Source organism: Tychonema sp. LEGE 07196 (assembly GCF_963890365.1).
Lineage (GTDB): Bacteria > Cyanobacteriota > Cyanobacteriia > Cyanobacteriales > Microcoleaceae > Microcoleus.
This window is the reverse complement of sequence record NZ_CAWPRX010000087.1, coordinates 1-15,565: the sequence shown is the minus strand read 5'-3', so window position 1 is coordinate 15,565 and position 15,565 is coordinate 1. Positions and strand designations below refer to the sequence as shown.

The 15,565-nt window shown below is 45.0% G+C and carries 12 protein-coding genes; 6 read left to right on the top strand and 6 right to left on the bottom strand.

Annotation, left to right across the window (positions count from 1 at the left end; translation table 11 throughout):
- Positions 1 to 98: 98 nt before the first annotated feature.
- Positions 99 to 4,544, bottom strand: coding sequence for a tetratricopeptide repeat protein (locus AACV78_RS10790; RefSeq protein WP_194009980.1), 4,446 nt, complete (start codon positions 4,542 to 4,544; stop codon positions 99 to 101).
- A 214-nt stretch (positions 4,545 to 4,758) separates the two neighbouring features.
- Between AACV78_RS10790 and rpiA the strand changes: the two genes are divergently transcribed.
- The 3 genes from rpiA to AACV78_RS10775 all read left to right on the top strand — a co-directional run bounded on the left by rpiA (position 4,759) and on the right by AACV78_RS10775 (position 7,899).
- Positions 4,759 to 5,475, top strand: coding sequence for a ribose-5-phosphate isomerase RpiA (gene rpiA, locus AACV78_RS10785; protein ID WP_194009981.1), 717 nt, complete (start codon positions 4,759 to 4,761; stop codon positions 5,473 to 5,475).
- A gap of 267 nt (positions 5,476 to 5,742) precedes the next feature.
- Positions 5,743 to 6,927, top strand: coding sequence for an aldo/keto reductase (locus AACV78_RS10780; protein ID WP_228042167.1), 1,185 nt, complete (start codon positions 5,743 to 5,745; stop codon positions 6,925 to 6,927).
- 216 nt (positions 6,928 to 7,143) lie between these two features.
- Positions 7,144 to 7,899 carry a Fe-Mn family superoxide dismutase gene (locus tag AACV78_RS10775; protein ID WP_194009982.1) on the top strand — a complete coding sequence of 252 codons (756 nt, stop codon included), beginning with the start codon at positions 7,144 to 7,146 and terminating at the stop codon, positions 7,897 to 7,899.
- Positions 7,900 to 7,998: 99 nt separating this feature from the next.
- Here the strand turns inward: AACV78_RS10775 and rsmG are convergent, their stop codons facing one another.
- Entirely contained in the window at positions 7,999 to 8,742 is a 744-nt protein-coding gene (gene rsmG, locus AACV78_RS10770) for a 16S rRNA (guanine(527)-N(7))-methyltransferase RsmG (protein ID WP_194009983.1), read from the bottom strand.
- 353 nt (positions 8,743 to 9,095) lie between these two features.
- Positions 9,096 to 9,767 carry an ABC transporter ATP-binding protein gene (locus AACV78_RS10765; RefSeq protein ID WP_194009984.1) on the bottom strand — a complete coding sequence of 224 codons (672 nt, stop codon included), beginning with the start codon at positions 9,765 to 9,767 and terminating at the stop codon, positions 9,096 to 9,098.
- A gap of 488 nt (positions 9,768 to 10,255) precedes the next feature.
- Here AACV78_RS10765 and AACV78_RS10760 point away from each other — a divergent pair, with 488 nt between their 5' ends.
- Both AACV78_RS10760 and AACV78_RS10755 read left to right on the top strand, forming a co-directional pair.
- On the top strand, positions 10,256 to 11,275 hold the full coding sequence (locus AACV78_RS10760) for a Sll0314/Alr1548 family TPR repeat-containing protein (RefSeq protein WP_194009985.1): 1,020 nt from the start codon (positions 10,256 to 10,258) through the stop codon (positions 11,273 to 11,275).
- Between the two features lie 15 nt (positions 11,276 to 11,290).
- On the top strand, positions 11,291 to 11,752 hold the full coding sequence (locus tag AACV78_RS10755; protein ID WP_194009986.1) for a DUF3531 family protein: 462 nt from the start codon (positions 11,291 to 11,293) through the stop codon (positions 11,750 to 11,752).
- 247 nt (positions 11,753 to 11,999) lie between these two features.
- On the opposite strand, the gene AACV78_RS10750 is transcribed toward AACV78_RS10755, so the two are convergent.
- From AACV78_RS10750 to AACV78_RS10740, 3 genes are all read right to left on the bottom strand, one after another.
- Complete coding sequence (locus tag AACV78_RS10750) at positions 12,000 to 12,365, bottom strand: phage holin family protein (RefSeq protein ID WP_194009987.1); 366 nt, start codon at positions 12,363 to 12,365, stop codon at positions 12,000 to 12,002.
- 21 nt (positions 12,366 to 12,386) lie between these two features.
- Positions 12,387 to 13,478 carry a redox-regulated ATPase YchF gene (gene ychF / locus AACV78_RS10745; RefSeq protein ID WP_194009988.1) on the bottom strand — a complete coding sequence of 364 codons (1,092 nt, stop codon included), beginning with the start codon at positions 13,476 to 13,478 and terminating at the stop codon, positions 12,387 to 12,389.
- 271 nt (positions 13,479 to 13,749) lie between these two features.
- The gene (locus tag AACV78_RS10740) at positions 13,750 to 13,998 is read right to left on the bottom strand and encodes a gamma-aminobutyric acid A receptor, epsilon-like protein (protein WP_194009989.1); all 249 of its coding nucleotides are present in this window, start codon (positions 13,996 to 13,998) and stop codon (positions 13,750 to 13,752) included.
- A gap of 346 nt (positions 13,999 to 14,344) precedes the next feature.
- Here AACV78_RS10740 and AACV78_RS10735 point away from each other — a divergent pair.
- Positions 14,345 to 15,565 (top strand): aminotransferase class I/II-fold pyridoxal phosphate-dependent enzyme (locus tag AACV78_RS10735; RefSeq protein ID WP_339383577.1); only part of this gene is annotated, 1,221 nt, incomplete at its 3' end.

The window sequence follows — 15,565 nt, the reverse complement described above, 5'->3', positions numbered from 1 at the left end:
AACAGAAGAGAGAAACAAAGAAGTTCACAACTGATGAGGGATTGCTATAGCAGCAATGCCCTGCGCGGGCCAATGCCCTGCGCGGGCCAATTCTCCGCCTATTTAGCTAACAGTTTTTGAAACACTTCATACATATCCTCAGCCAACTTTTTAGGATTCCACAAAGGTGCGAGATGTTCTGGCTGCTTAGATTTTATTAAATGCTGTTTCACCGCATTTCTCAAACCAGCATCTCGCCCAAACTTAACTCCCCACTGCGTGTATTCTTCCCAACTCCAAGCCGCACCGACATCGAGATTTGCACTTTTGAGAAAAGCGTAACCCATCCGCGAAAGATATTGGTCGCCGGATCGAGTTACTACTGGCAAATTCGCCCACAAAGCCTCTAAATTGTGAGTCCCGCCGTTGTAAGGATAGGAATCTAACAGCACGTCAGCTACATAATAAATAGCGCGGTGTTCTTCCTCGGTTCTGGTTTGCCCGATAAACTTAATTCGAGCAAAATCTACTCCTTGAATATCGCATTCTTCGCGGTAAGTGCTGTGAATAACATCTGGATCGCCTTGGCCCTTGCGAATCAATAAACTATCTGGTACTTGTTTGAGAATTCTAACTTGAGCTTGTACCATTTCGGGATTTGTTTTTCTCCCTGGCGCAACGCACAAATAAGCCATTTGATTTAACCCAATCCCCAGAGCATTTCTAATCGCATCTCGATTTACATCAATGCTTTGCAGTTGGCTAATTGCTACCGAACAACTAGGCAATCTAACTAACTGTTCTAAGTAATGTTCTTCAACGCCTGGGGGGTGAGTGTGTTCGTCGCAGAGAAAATAGTGATTTTCCGAAATGTAGGGCGCATCGAATCCCAGCCAAGAAACGCAAATTCCCGCAGGATATTGATACAGCACTTCGACATTTGTCGGCACTGTCATCGAGTCTAAATCTATTAAAACATCCAAATCGTCTTGCACTATTTCTGCGAGGATTTCGCCGCCGTCAGCAAAGCCGTTGGGATATTTTTTCGGCCAGTAAAACTTGCCGGCCATTTCTTCAAATCGTTCGGTAACTTCATCTCGGTTGAGTTTGCCGGTGACGTAAAGATGAACGTGGGGAGTGATGCGGCTTAATTCGCGGATTAAAGCTTCGCTGCACCAGCCTACTGAGTGGCGGCGGAAGTGTTTGGAAAGGAAGCCGATTTTTAAGGGCTGTTGTTTTGTGAGGAAATTTGCTGATTTGATACGGTTGATTTGCTGCCGCTGCATGACGGCTTTTTTGTAGTATTCCTTGGCAACTAATCGGTAGAAATTGGCATTTTTTTGGCGGTTGTCTCGTAGGTGGGAAACTGCAAATAGAAAGATTTCGTAAAGCAGTTTTAGTTCGATGACGCTAAAGGTTTCGACTTTTTCGTAGCAGAGTTTTTCGATTTCTTCGAGTTTCTGAATTGCCTGTTTGCTGACACCTGATTGCAGGTAGGAAAAGACGTAGGCTGTGGCTGACATGACTGGGGCATTGTCGCCGCAAAATTCGCAGTATTTGTCGGCGACGCTGCGGGCTCTGGCGAGGTTGGTGGAGTGGCTTAGCAAGTCGCAGAGTTGTTGGTGGGCTTCGCTGAATTTGGGGCTGCATTCGATCGCCTTTTCAAAATGTGCGATCGCCTCTAGGGGCTTATCTTGTTTTTGAATGTGTCCCATCCGGCAGTAAACCTCTGCCCAATCCGGTTTTAGTGTCAAAGCTTGCTGATAGCTGGCTAAGGCTTCTTCCAGCCGCCCCAGCATGGAAAAACAACTGCCGAGGTTAGCGTGAACTTCCGGCCAATCTGGCTTGATTTTGAGGGTATTTTGGTAATTAGTAATTGCTTCTTCGTACCTGCATAGCTGTAAGAATGAGTTGCCTAAGTTGAAGTGCAGAACTTCTAATTCTGGTTTGAAACTTACAGCTTTTTGATAGTAAGCGATGGCAGCATCGAGATTGCCTTGTTGCGATCGCGCGCTGCCGATGTTAGCATAGGCTTCGGCCCAATCGGGTTTAATGGCGATCGCCTTTTCGTAGCTTTCGACGGCTTCGTCGCGCTTTCCTTGACTGAAAAGTCGATTTCCCAGGTTAAAGTGGAAGTCGGCACCGACAAGCTGCGGGTTGAGCTCGGATGTTCTTTTAAAACAGGCGATCGCTGCTTCGACGTTGCCGTGTTTGTGATATACTTTCCCTAAATTCCAGTGAGCGCCCGCTAAATCGGGACTTAGGGCAATGGCTTGCTGGTAATTGGCGATCGCCTCTTCCAAACGTCCCATTTTAAAGTACATACTGCCAATATTTGCCCGCACTTCCGCAAAGTTTGGCTGCAATTCTAAGGCTTGAGAATAGGATCGAATAGCAGCTTCAATTTTGCCTCCAGCTTGCAAAGCATTGCCTAAAGTGACGTAAGCGTGGATGTAATCAGGGCGAATTTTTAGGGCTTGCTGGCACGCTGCGATCGCCTCTTTAATTTTACCTTGAACTAAACAGTTTTCTGCCAGTTTTTTGTAGGGTTCTACTTCTTGATAATTGGCAACTTGTCTGTTTTCTGGAACCTTCAGGGAGGTAACTTGTTCGGAAACTGCGGCGGGATTGGTAAACGGAGTATTTAAATTTTCTACAGCAGGCGCAGGCGGCAAATTGATGCTAGAAGGCTGCAAGCCGTAGCCTTCATCTTTATTGACAGATATTGGTTGCGCTGCGTCTGATTCTGTTTCTAATTCGATGACTTGGCTGCCAGTTTCTTGCTGTTTTTGTTGAGTCAAACTCGATATTTTTTCCGCAGCGCTAGCATTCCCTGGTTGCAGTTGCAGCACTTTTTGACAGCAAGCAATTGCTGCATCTAACTTTCCTTGTTGCTGCAAAACGCCTGCCAGCATCAAATTTACAGAACACAAATTGGGATTAAGGGCAAGAGCTTTTTGGTAACAATTTGCCGCCTGTTCCAATTGCCCTAACTTGTAATACATACTGCCGAGATTCGCGCTAGCTTCGGCAAATTCCGGCTGAATTTCTAAAGCTTGCAAATAAGCTTTAATTGCCATTTCCAGCTTGTCTTCAGCCTGCAGGGCATTACCCAGCGTCAAGTAAGCGGCAGCAAAATTCGGTTGGAATTTAAGGGCGAGATTGCATTGGGCGATCGCCCCAGCAAATTCTCCTTGCAAAATATAAACTTCCGCCAACTTTTTATGAACTTCCGCCTCGGCTGGATTCAACTCTAAAGCTTGCTGATAATTTTCAATAGCGCCATCGAAATTGCCTGCATCTTTCAGCCGATTGCCCTTTAGGAAATAACTTTTAACTGCCTTGAAATCTACCAAAGAATCCGCGATCATTTTCTCTGCCACTCTTACAGGTTTTACACTAATACTATTCAACCATTCTACCCACTCTCCGGCACGCACAGACCAAGTACACCCTCGATTTATATATTCTACCTGCCGTCTCAGATGATTTTCAGCAGTGGCGCGGCCGGCCCCCGCAAACTCTTTTAAAACTGAGACTGTCGCCTCAACAAACCGCCTTGTATATCCCTCCCAATCCGGTTTTCCGGCACGGTTCCAATTAGTTACCGATGCCAAATTTTCTGTCCCCGACATAGAAACTAGACGCGCAAATCCAGCCGTTGTTTCCGGCAAAGCCGCCAAATCACTCGTCACAATCCGGCAACCGCTGGCCATCGCCTCCATCACCGCAATAGATGACGTTTCCAAATAGGTATTAGGGTAAGCTAAAACCGCGACAGAACGCAGTTGCCGGACGAGTTCGGGTTGCGGTATCGAACCAATGTACTCAACGCCTGCTGTTGCCTGACACTGTTCGTAAATCTCACCGAAAAACAGGTTATTATCATTGTCGTCTATTTGGTGTACTTTCATGCTAGAAAATACTTTTAATCTAGTTCCGGGGACAGCTTCACGAATTTCGGGAAAGACTTTTAATAAAATATCGAGTCCGCGAAAGGGAGTGCTAGTGTAAGCTATAATTGGCGGCAGAGATTTTTGAGATAGGATTGAAATATTATCGGAGAAAATGTTAGCAAAACAAGGTGCGATCGCATTTCTTAAAACATAACTGCGATTCGAGTCAAGCCCAAAACGAGCGTGAAATTGCTCGCGCTGCCAGTCGCTGACAAACACAAACGCATCGCAAGCATTAACTTCTTGAAAATTATTAAAATCTTCAAGAAAGACAAAGCCTGGTTCGTTATGAATCCACAAAATTAACTTAGTATGTTGGCCCAAAAGCGGCTTAATTTCCAGCGCTTTGCCGACTATATTGACTATAACTAAAAAATCGAGCGATCGCAGCAATTCTAAATTAGCTTTATTCCCTACGCGCTGCCTGCAATCAACACCGCGCGACATCCCCGACTCGGAAGTATTGTTGAGTAAAAATACCTCGTTTCCCAGCGCAGCCAACGCCTCAGCCAAATAACAAATAGCTGACTGAGTGCCGCCCAAAGGTTCGCGGTAAGGAGTGTCAATATTGTAATCCCAAGTGTAGGTATCCAGAAATCCGATTTTCATTATGGCAATTATCCGCCGATTTGTGAACTAGATTTTTTTTGTTTAACCGCAGAGGGCGCAGAGGGCGCAGAGAAGAAAGAGAGAAGTTTCCACTTGAAATAATTTGCAATTCTCCTCTGTTCTTCTTTTTCCTCTCAGCGTTTTCTGCGCTCTCTGCGGTTAAATAAATCCATAATAAATGGTATAATCTTAAAACTATTGAGGAGTACCGAACATGACCACAGAACAAGATCCCGTAAAATTGATGAAACAGCAAGTCGGCTTTGCTGCCGCCGATCGCGTAAAATCTGGTATGATTGTCGGACTAGGCACGGGGTCAACTACAGCTTATACTATTCAAGCATTGGGCGATCGCATAAAATCAGGACAACTCAAAGATATCAAAGGAGTCCCGACATCTTTTCAATCAGAAGTATTGGCCAAACAATACGGAGTGCCGCTGACAACATTAGATGAGATTGACAGAATTGACGTAGCTATAGACGGCGCTGATGAAGTCGATCCCCACCTCAACTTAATTAAAGGTGGCGGCGCAGCGCACACCCGCGAAAAAGTTGTCGATTACCTCGCAACTCAGTTTATTGTAGTAGTTGACAGTTCCAAAATGGTAGATAAATTGGGTTCTACTTTTCGCGTACCCATCGAAGTAATACCGATGGCAATCACCCCCGTTACTCGCGCCATCGAAAAATTGGGCGGCAAACCAGAACTCCGCATGGGAATCAAAAAAGCCGGCCCAGTAATTACCGACCAAGGTAACATGGTAATTGATGTCAAATTTGATGACATTCCTAACCCCGGAGAAATGGAAAAAACATTGAATAACATTCCCGGTGTGTTAGAAAATGGCTTATTTGTAGGCTGTACTGATTTAGTTTTAGTAGGCGAAATCAAAGACGGTAAACCCGCAGTTCGCGAGATTTCTAAATAGTCAAAACTTACCCGCGGCTTGCCAAAAATCTTTTGTGGAACAGGCATCTTGCCTGTTCTAAAAAAAACCTGAAATGTAAACTACAGCCTGCAAATAAAGAAAAAGCTTGCTTAATTAACTTATATTAACCACCAACAACCAACAACTAATAACTCACAACCCATAACTAATAACTAACAACCAACAACCAACAACCAACAACTAACAACCAATAACTAATAACCAATAACCAATAACTAATAACTAATAACTAATAACTAATAACTTATGATGCAATATCGCAGATTCGGCCGCACAGAATTATCCATGCCCGTCTTTTCCTGTGGCGGTATGAGATATCACCACAAATGGCAAGACGTGCCAGTAAATGAGATTCCACCAGACAATCAACAAAATGTAGAAGCCACAATTCGTTATTCTATCGAATGCGGCATCAATCACATAGAAACTGCTCGCGGTTACGGCACTTCCGAGATGCAGTTAGGCTTGATTTTGCCGCAGTTTCCTCGCGAAAAATTGATAGTTCAAACAAAAGTAAATCCCCAAGCCAACTCCCAGGAGTTTCGCGAAGAATTTAATAAATCCTTAGCTTATTTGCAACTAGAATACGTCGATTTATTTTCCCTGCACGGCATTAATACGTGGGAATTGCTAGAGGAATCTATGCGTCCCGGCGGCTGCATGGATGTTGCTAAACAATTGCAAGCAGAAGGCAAAGTTCGGTTTATTGGTTTTGCAACTCACGGGCCGACGGATGTGATTGTTAAAACCATTGAAACCAATCAATTTGATTATATTAACTTGCACTGGTACTACATCAATCAAATTAATTGGCCCGCAATTGAAGCCGCAAAACGTCACGACATGGGCGTTTTTATTATCAGCCCTTCCGACAAAGGCGGTCAACTTTACAACCCATCGCAAAAATTGGTTGATTTGTGCTATCCCCTGAGTCCGATGGTGTTTAACGATTTGTTTTGTTTGTCGCACCCGCAAGTACATACTTTGAGTTTGGGTGCTGCCAAACCTGAAGATTTTAACGAGCATCTGAAGGCTGTAGAATTGTTAGATAGAGCCGATGAATTGTTGCCGCCGATATTAGCAAGGTTGGAAAAGGCAGCGATTGATAAATTAGGAGAAGATTGGTTTAAGACTTGGGATGTCGGTTTACCTACTGTCGAAAATACTCCCGGAGAGGTTAACATTCGTGTGATTTTGTGGCTGTGGAATTTGGCGAATGCTTACGATGCGATCGACTATTGCAAGATGCGCTACAACCTCTTAGGTAACGCCAGCCACTGGTTTCCCGGCAAAAAAGCCGATCGCCTCAATGAATTGGACTTGCGCCGCTGTCTCGCCCACAGCCCCCACGCTGCTAAAATCCCCGGTATTTTGCAAGCAGCCGATCGGCTTTTTGGAGGCGAATCCGTACAGCGTCTTTCCCAAGAATAATCAAAAAAAACCCGGTTTCAACATAGAAACCGGGTTAGTTAACCGGAACACATGAGTTTTACTCAAGCGCACACAATTAGCGTATACTCAAAAAACTCTCACAACCATCACCCATCCGTCTCATCCATTCGGGCGATATAACTTTTTTTTCCCAACTCGCTTCCATTTTGCTTTAATCTGAGATCGAACAGTTAATAATCCACTTAAGTATCTTTTATGACTCTCAAACGCCGAGACTTCTTGTATTTGCTAACAGCTAGCGTCGGAGCTCTTACCGCAGGTGCTTGCCAAGCGTCAGGAAATAGTGTAGTCCAATCAACTGCCATTGCAGAAAGCCCAAAAGTAGCCCAAACTCCCGGCCCTTTTACACTGCCGCCTCTGCCTTACGAATACAACGCTTTAGAACCGCACATCGACGCGCGGACAATGCAGTTTCACCACGACAAACATCACGCTGCTTACGTTAAAAACCTCAACGAGGCTGTCAGCAAACACCCGCAACTAAAAAATATTAGTGCCGAAAATATGCTCAAAGATTTGAGCAAAGTGCCGGAAGATATTCGCACAACCGTGCGTAATAACGGCGGCGGACACCTTAATCACACTATGTTTTGGGAAATCATGAGTCCCAAAGGCGGCGGCGAACCCACAGGGGCAATTGCCACAGCAATTAAGCAAAATTTCGGCAGTGTTAGCGATTTTCAAGCCAAATTTAACGAAGCCGGTACTAAGCGTTTTGGCAGCGGTTGGGTTTGGCTGGTTCGCAATAAAGCAGGCAAATTAGAAATTGCAACTACTGCCAATCAAGACAGCCCTTTCATGGAAGGAAATTATCCAATCATGGGCAATGATGTTTGGGAACACGCTTATTATCTCAAGTATCAAAACCTGCGTGCTGACTACTTAAAAGCTTGGTGGAATGTTGTTAATTGGACGGAAGTTAACAAGCGCTACGAAAAGGCGATCGGTTAGTTTCAAAAATAGTGTAGCTGCGATCGAGCTACACTATTTGTTATCTCTAAAATACAAAGATCGCTTGATATCAATCCCGCCAATAGAAACGTTCTCTAGCTAACGAATCGGGCGATCGAACTGCTGTACAGTTTTCCGCAAGTAAACGCAGTGGCGCGCGCCCTGACTTGTCGGCGTGGTGAATGATTCGACTGACTCAAGTGTGCCGCCCAAACGCTCGATCGCACTTTGCAAATCCGTCTCTTCCTCCGCCGTCCAATTCCCCCGGTAAAGCACAGCCAAACCGCCGTTTTTCAGGAAAGGTAGCGCGTATTTAGCACACGCAGAAGCGGCTCCAACAGCCCTCAGAAGAGCTAAATCGTAAGCTTGTTTGTGCGGCAACTGTCGGGCAATTTCATCGGATCTGCCCAGCAAAGTCACAGCATTTGCGATCCCTAAAGAGGGCAAAACAGTATCCAAGAAAGTAATTTTCTTGCGAGTAGAATCGAGCAAGGTGACAGATAAATCCGGCAGGGCGATCGCGATCGGCAACCCCGGAAAACCGCCACCAGTCCCGATATCAATCGCTTTCAACGGGTGCTTTGCGGGAGAATCGTTATTTTCCGCCAAATTTTGATTAGGTGGCAGCAGTCTCGCAATTCCCCGCAGAGAATCCCACAAATGTTTTTCCCAAAACTCAACAGGCTCAGTAATTCGAGTTAAATTCAAGGAACGATTTCCCTCAACAATCAACTCGTAAAGCCGCTGAAATTGTTGCTGCTGCGACTCATCCGGCTGCCAATTCAGCGTTTGTTGCCACAATTCATTCATTTCCGGCAACACAGGCACTGTCATCTGATTCATCTTCTATTCCTACTATTTCGTAAACTCTGCAAATTCTCTCCGCTCCAAAATACCTAAAAATGCTTCACAGATACTAGATTCGGGCAACATATCCCTTGGATGATTCGGCGGTTGAAACCGCCATAAAGTCAAACAATGTCGGCAGAAGGCCCACTGGCTAATAAAGGGGATACCAAACCCGGATTTGGCATGACTAATAACCAATAACCAATAACCAATAACCAATAACCAATGACCAATAACCAATGACTACTGACTACTGACTACTGACTACTGACTACTGACTACTGACTACTGACTACTGCTTTCCTGCCAACTGCTTTCCTGTCAACTACCGACTGACTACTGACTGACTACTGACTAACAAAACTCGTTTCCTTAGCTTCTAATTTACCCCGATCGACCTCCTGCAAATCCCCGTGGTCTAAAGTCCAAAATTTATCAGCAACGCTCAACAAATCGCTAGCATCGTGAGTGACAATCAACAAAGTCCAGTGACTTTTCAACTTACCCAACAAGCTTACCAACTGTCGGCGCATCGACCAATCCAAACCCGCCGTCGGTTCGTCCAAAAGCAGTAAATGCGGCTGGCGAATTAGTTGCACCGCTAGGGCTACCCGGCGCTGTTGTCCGCCACTCAAAGCGTGGGGAGAACTACGCAGCGGCAAATGTCCGAGTCCCACCTCTATCATTGCTGAGTTAATTTGTTCTTGTCCCAATTCAGGATGTCCCAGTCGCAATTCTTCTAAAATTGTGCCTCCGCAAAAATGCCTTTCGGGAAACTGGAATACTAAACCTCCTAACTGTTGCAAGTGTTCCGGTGTTAATTCTTGTTCGCGCCAGCGGATGTCGCCGCTAGTTTTTTCTGCTAAACCTGCTAATATTTCTAATAGCGTACTTTTGCCGGAACCGCTGCGGCCTACAATCAGCCCCATTTGCTGCGATGGCAGTTCTAAGTTGATATTTTTCAGAATAGCATTCGGACAGGCTGTAGGATGATAAACTAAGTTTTTTAGATATAGCATTAATGGCAGTTGGCAGTTGTTAGTTGGCAGTTGTTAGGAAAGCAGTTGGCAGGGGAACATCTCATATTTGTAAAAACACTTCTTTTGACTCCTTCTTTCTTCTTCTTTCCTCCTGTCTCCTGTCTCCTGTATCCAATTTATAGCTTGGCTGCAAAAGTGAGATGCTCCCGTTGGCAGTTACTATTAATAGTGGAGACGGTTTTTTTGCTGATACCGATCGCACACAATTATTTTACATAAATCTTTACAAAAATCGACCTTTTTTTTTAAGCTTTCCCCCTTGATTTTGAGATTATTTAATGCTATTATTTAACAATGAGAGTACGTGCAAAAATTTTATGAATGCTCACACTCCCATTATTAAAGTATACAGCAATAGCCAGGAAAAATCAAGATTATCCGATCGATTTTTGAGTCGCGGCCCGGAAGTCTGAACTTTCAATTTTCAGATTCCCAGTTTACAATCAATTGCTTTTTGAGAATTGACGATGATGAAAACTATTTTAGCGTCCATTGGCAAGCAGATGTTGAGTTCCAAAAAGACTGTGGGGGCGATCGCCCTTGGAGCAAGTGCGATCGTCCTCGGCCTCTGCATTAACTCCGCAGTAGCGGGGGATCCCTTTCGCAGCAGCAACCCACAGGCGATCGGGCCCAACACCGAAGCAGCCTTCAAAACAATGTTTGAACAAGGAAACTACAAACAAGCAAAAGTCCAAGTTCAACAAGCACTATTAGCCGAACCAAACGAGCCGCTAGCCTATGCAATGGCAGCCTCCCTATCCTACATCGAGCAAGACTTCGACTCGATGAATTCCTACGCGCAAAAAACCCGCGAAGTAGGCGAACAATTGACCAAAACTAACCCATTACGCGGCAACCTATACACAGCAGTCGGTCACTTTCTAGAAGGAGCAAATGCCATAGCCAAAGAAGGAACAGCCAAAGGCGCGCCCCAAGCACTCAACAAACTGCGAGTAGTATTTCAATACCTAGATGCAGCCGAAAAAATAGCTCCCAACGACCCAGAACTCAACCTGCTTAAAGGCTACATGGACTTAATGCTAGCCACGAACCTGCCCTTTTCCAACCCCAGCGAAGCCATTAAACGACTGGAAGAAAAAGCTTCTCCGCGCTACTTAGCTTATCGCGGCATGGCAGTAGGCTATCGAGACTTAAAAAAATACGATCGCGCCCTAGAATTTGCAAACAAATCCCTAGCAGAAACACCAAACAATCCAGAAATTCTTTATCTCAAAGCACAAATCTTGTTTTCCCAAGCCAGGGGAAAAGACATCAACAAAACCCTACTAGAAGAAGCCCGCCAAAACTTCGACGCAGCCTTAGTCAAACCAGACCAACTACCGCGCAGCCTAGTAGCCGAAATCTTCTTTCAGCAGTGCAAAACGCGCAACCGTCTCGACAGCAAATCTCGTAACTGCGACCCAATGCGCGATAAAATCAGAGATGCAGGTGGCATCTGGGGGCCGACGGCTTTACCACCACTATAAAAATACCAAAAAACCATGAAAGTACAGTTTCGCGAGTTTAACCCCTTTGACCTCTGGATTTGGCTGAAGTTTAGCAACGTGCCTTCAAACGGTGAAAAACAGTATGTTGAAGAAGTATTTGACTCTTGGTTTTTCTTGGGAAAACTAGGGGGATTTAATGCCGAAAATTTGCAAGTTCAAGATGAAGGCTTAGATATTAGTGACATGGATTACGATGTTAATCTAGCCGACCAAAGCATGATGGCTTTGATGCACAATATGGGAGAAATGGAGTATCAAGGTTCTTGGGCTCGCTGTTGGTTTGATTTAGGGACGAGCGACGCTATCGGCATCGATATTTTAATTAATGTTTTCCAGCAACTAAGCAAAGAATTCGTGACGATTGAAGAATTGATTATCGGTGGAGAACATCCAGACTGGCCTGTGGAAAATAGTCGCAGTCGAGACGCTTTTGTCCCTGACAATTACTCATCATAGGTTATTAGTCATTAGTCATTGGTCATGGGTCATTAGTCATTAGTCATTAGTCATATCGTTTCCGGTTGCATCGGAATGATTTAACCGCAGAGAACACAGAGGACACAGAGAGAGAGAATAGAGATATGAATACAGGACGATGCTACCGGATTTGATATCATTGGTCATTAGGGGCGGGTTTTGCCGGGGATATTTGCTATAGCTAACAACACAGATCAACCCGCCCCTTTCGCGTTACTTTCTCTATCTACCGTACACTTGGTAGCGTACCCAACACCTGATATAGCAAAGAGTTAATAAAACCCAGTGCTACAGCGCCCAACAAAGCACTCCAAATTCCCCACCGCAAGCGAAATCCTTCAACTAGCCAAGCCGCCAATCCAAAGATAGCAGCGTTGATAACAATCATAAACAAACCAAAAGTTAGCAACAAAGCTGGAAAAGTAAACAACATAAAAATCGGTCGCACTAAGGCATTCAGCAATCCAAAAACTGCAGCCGAAACCATCGCTTTTCCAAAAGTGTCAATATCTACCCCGATGGGCAACTTGGAAAGAATAAAAAAGCTCACCGAAGTTACCAACCAAGCAATTGCCAGCGAAACGATATCCATTTGCTTATCTCCTGAAAAAAACTAAACATTAAATCTGAACAACAGCACATCCCCCTCTTGTACAACATACTCTTTTCCTTCACTGCGAACTAAGCCTTTTTCCTTAGCTGCATTCATCGCGCCCGTAGCTACCAAATCTTCATACGCTACAGTTTCGGCCCGGATGAAACCCCGCTCAAAGTCCGAGTGAATCACCCCTGCAGCTTGCGGTGCTAACATTCCCGCGATAATAGTCCAAGCGCGAGTTTCTTTTGGCCCGCTAGTAAAATAAGTCCGCAAACCCAATAATTCGTAAGTAGCTCGAATCAACGATTTTAAGCCTCCTTCAGTCACGCCGAGAGATTCTAGAAAATCTGCCCGTTCTTCTTCTGGCAACTCTACCAATTCTGACTCGACTTGCGCCGAAACTATGACAACTTTAGCATTTTCTGCTTCTGCTATTTCCCGCACTTGTTCGACATAGCTATTTCCAGTTCCCAAATCGTCTTCAGACACGTTGGCTGCATAGATAATCGGCTTGTTTGTTAACAATTCTAAACCTTTAACTAATTCAGCTTCTTCGTCAGTTAAACTGCACTGGCGCACTGGTTTTTCTGCATTCAAAACCACTAGCAACTTTTCGAGCACGTCTACTTCTGCTTGAGCTTCCTTGTTGTTGCGGGCTTGTTTGCGAGTGCGATCGAGCCGGCGTTCAATTTGAGCCAAATCTGCTAAAATTAATTCGAGATTGATAATGTCAATATCTCGCTGGGGATCGACAGAACCCGCAACGTGAATGATATCATCATTGTCAAAACAGCGGACAACGTGGACGATCGCATCCACGGCCCGAATGTGAGACAAAAACTGATTTCCCAGTCCTTCCCCCTGACTCGCCCCCTTCACCAAACCCGCAATATCCACAAACTCCATCCGCGTCGGCACAGTTTGCACGGATTTGGAAATATTGCTCAGCACCTTCAACCGTTCGTCTGGTACTGCCACGATACCCGTATTTGGCTCGATCGTACAGAAAGGAAAATTAGCAGCAGTCGCCTTGGCATTAGCAACCAAAGCATTAAACAAAGTAGATTTGCCAACATTAGGCAGTCCGACAATTCCGGCGGTAAGCATAGCTATTTAGAAACATATCACTGTATCAAAGTATCATAAGTATCGGCAATATATCAGACCGGCCGCCCCAAAATCAAAACCTCCGATCGCTTAAATGTCTAACTTTAGGTAGATGGCTCCACGGTTCACAAGTTGTCGCACAGAAAATCGATCGCCCACAACCTGTTCCTGTCCCCGATTCATCAACTAAATTGGGACGGATGCAAAAAACCCGGTTTGGGCGATCGACCTCACAAATAATGTTAAACTTCCCGAAGCACTAAAACATAATTTAGATTGGTTCAGGGATTGTCTGAGGAATAGGCCCCGGAACTGTTTGAGGAATCGGAGAGGGTACAGGTTCCCGTACAGGTGCCGGAATTGGCTCCGGCACCGGTGCGGGAATGGGTTCAGGAACCGGGCCGGGAATCGGTTCGGGTACGGGGCCCGGCACCGGTGGCGACGCAGGAATTTCCGGCAGCCCCGGTTCAGTAGTGGGAATCTGCGGGCCTGGAAACGGAGTGGGGTTGGGAGAAATCATGTTAATTTTTTGCTCAGCTAATAGAGATGTTTCTCAAACATTTTGTTGCCACTTTCAGCCATTTTTTTAAATAAAAATAACTAATGTGTGACCTTGTTTAATTACCGTAAAATTCAATTGCAACCATTGCAATTAAATTTTTGAATTTATCTGCGTTCATCTGTGTTTATCTGCCAACATCTGCGGTTGCAATGTCAATCAAATATTTAGGCGATCGTTGTACAATTATGCTAAATTAAAAATAAGTTACACATCTATCTAAAGAGCGATAATTGACTGTTGAAGCCGCATAAAACCAAGCCTTTGGTATTAAAGTAAATATCAAATACAACAAATAAAATTAAGCGTGTCAGCACCCAACCCTCAACAACAAACACCGCTATTAGATGCCCTGCGCGATCGCACAAATCATCCGCACGCCCCATTCTACGCCCCCGGACATAAACGCGGACAAGGAATCTCAGGGCCCTTAATTGACTTATTCGGTGCAACAGTATTTCGATCGGATTTGCCCGAATTGCCGGAGTTAGACAATCTCTTTAACCCAGAAGGTGCAATTGCCGAAGCTCAAGAATTAGCCGCCCAAGCATTTGGAGCCCAATCAACTCGGTTTTTGGCAAACGGTTCAACTTGCGGAATTATCGCCGCCATCTTAGCAACTTGCGGCCCCGGCGATAAAATTATCCTACCTCGAAATATCCACTCCTCGGCGATTTCAGGTTTGATTTTATCCGGTGCAATTCCAATTTTTGTCAGTCCAGAGTACAACCCGGATTGGGATATTGCCAACAGCATCACCCCAGAAGCCACAGCAGCAGCCCTAGAACAACATCCCGATGCGAAAGCAGTAATGGTCGTCTACCCAACCTATCACGGCGTTTGCGGGGATTTGCGGGCGATCGCCCAAATTACCCATCAATACAACATCCCGTTATTAGCAGACGAAGCTCACGGCGCGCACTTTAACTTTCACCCAAACTTGCCAGAACCAGCACTATCAGCCGGTGCGGATTTAACAGTACAATCAATCCACAAAACCCTCGGTGCAATGACACAAGCATCGATGCTGCACCTCAAGGGCGATCGTATAAATATCCAAAAATTAAATAAAGCATTGCAGTTAGTACAATCCACCAGTCCGAGTTATATACTGTTAGCATCCTTAGATGCAGCCCGCCAACAAATCGCACTCCGCGGCAAAGAGTTAATGGCGCAAACTTTACAGCTAGCAGAAACAGCTCGATCGCGCATCAGTCAAATTCCCGGTTTATCAGTTTTAGAACCGTTAAATACACCCGGTTTTGCAGCATTAGACCGCACCAGGCTAACAGTAAAAGTATCAGATTTAGGAATCACAGGATTTGCAGCAGATGAAATTATGCACTCTCAACTCGGTGTCACGGCAGAATTACCAATGCTGCAACATCTAACATTTATTATCAGCTTGGGAAATACAGAATCAGATATTGACAATTTAGTAAAAGCTTGTACTTTTTTAGAGGGAAGAAGGAAGAAGGAAGAAGGAAGAAGGCAAAAGGAAGATTTTTCCCATCCCCCACTCCCCCTC